General features: G+C 58.8%; 2 protein-coding genes. One reads left to right on the forward strand and one right to left on the reverse strand.

Annotation, left to right across the window (positions count from 1 at the left end; all coding sequences use genetic code 11):
* Positions 1-59: 59 nt before the first annotated feature.
* Positions 60-923 carry an MBL fold metallo-hydrolase gene (locus DCO47_RS26755; RefSeq protein ID WP_116659282.1) on the reverse strand — a complete coding sequence of 288 codons (864 nt, stop codon included), beginning with the start codon at positions 921-923 and terminating at the stop codon, positions 60-62.
* 92 nt (positions 924-1,015) lie between these two features.
* On the opposite strand from DCO47_RS26755, the gene DCO47_RS26760 reads away from it, so the two are divergent.
* A complete protein-coding gene (locus DCO47_RS26760) occupies positions 1,016-1,357 on the forward strand; it encodes a helix-turn-helix transcriptional regulator (protein ID WP_083352492.1) in 342 nt (113 codons plus the stop codon).
* Positions 1,358-1,437 lie beyond the last annotated feature (80 nt).

A 1,437-nucleotide genomic window follows, 5' to 3' on the forward strand; every position in this document is an offset into this window, starting at 1 on the left:
TCCTACATTTGCACCGGATTCCAAATGTAGGAGCTGCCGAAGGCTGCGATCTTTTGACGTTAAATTTTGTTAAGCGGGATCTTCAGGTAAACCACGCCGTTGTCTTCCGCCGTTGGCATATTCCCCGCCCGCACGTTCACCTGAATCGCCGGCAGCAGCAACGTCGGCATGCCCAATCCGGCATCACGCTGGGTACGCATCTCGACGAACGCGGCTTCATCGATCCCGTCATGCACATGAATATTGCTTTTGCGCTGTTCGCCGACCGTGGTCTGGCACTGCGAAGCGCGCCCTTCAGGCGGGTAATCGTGACACACGTAAAGCTTCACGCTGGCCGGAAAAGCCAGCAACTTCTGGATCGACCTGAACAATTGCTGGGCATTGCCACCGGGGAAATCACAGCGCGCGGTGCCGACGTCGGGCATGAACAGCGTGTCGCCAACGAGGATCTGCTCGCCGTCGATCACGTAAGCCATGTCCGCTGGGGTATGGCCGGGGACGTGCAGGGCGGTGGCCTTGAGGTTGCCGATCATGAACGACTCGTTCGGCGCAAACAGGTGATCGAACTGCGAGCCGTCGATACGAAATTCCGGCTCGAGGTTGAACAGCGCCTTGAACACATTCTGCACCTTGCTGATCGATTCGCCGATGGCGATCTTGCCGCCCAGCTCGCGACGCAAGTACGGCGCAGCGGACAGGTGATCGGCGTGGGCGTGGGTTTCCAGCAGCCATTGCACCTGCAGCCGGTGCGCACGGACGAAGGCGATGATCCTGTCCGCCTGCTCGGTGCCGGTGCGCCCGGCGGCGCCGTCGTAATCGAGCACCGGGTCAACGATTGCGCAGTGTCCGCCGTCGGCTTCATAGACCACGTAGCTGTAGGTCGAAGAGGCGGGGTCGAGGAACGCTTCAATCAGGGCGGGCATGGCAAAAACCTGTGCTGGGGAATTTCGGGTTGCAACACTTTATGTAAAAACATAATGTTCGCAGCTTAAGTGACCTTCAAGGCCTCGTGCAAATGCAATCCAGTCTGACCGAATGTGAAGTCGCCCAACTGCGTGCCTCGGCCTCCAAAGCCTGCGCGCTGCTCAAGGCCCTGGCCAATGAGGATCGCCTGCTGATTCTCTGTCAACTCACCCAGGGCGAACGCAATGTCGGCGAACTGGAAACCATGACCGGCGTACGCCAGCCGACGCTGTCCCAGCAACTGGGCATTTTGCGTGACGAAGGGCTGGTCGCGACCCGCCGTGAAGGCAAGTACATTTTCTATGGCCTGGCCAGTCACGAAGTGATTCAGGTGATGAAGACCCTCTCGGGGCTCTATTGCGGAGCGGTACTCAAGAGCTGGGAACAGCAATAAATGCCAGCCCTCAAACGCCCCTTGTAGGAGTGAGCCTGCTCGCGATAGCGGTGAAACAGTCAATGAAGATGTCGGCTGGT

This window comes from Pseudomonas sp. NDM, assembly GCF_003105095.1.
GTDB lineage: Bacteria > Pseudomonadota > Gammaproteobacteria > Pseudomonadales > Pseudomonadaceae > Aquipseudomonas > Aquipseudomonas moraviensis_A.

Coding starts and splice junctions, on each gene's coding strand:
- DCO47_RS26760 (WP_083352492.1), top strand. CDS start 1,016: ATGCAATCCAGTCTGACCGAATGTGAAGTCGCCCAACTGCGTGCCTCG.
- DCO47_RS26755 (WP_116659282.1), bottom strand. CDS start 923: ATGCCCGCCCTGATTGAAGCGTTCCTCGACCCCGCCTCTTCGACCTAC.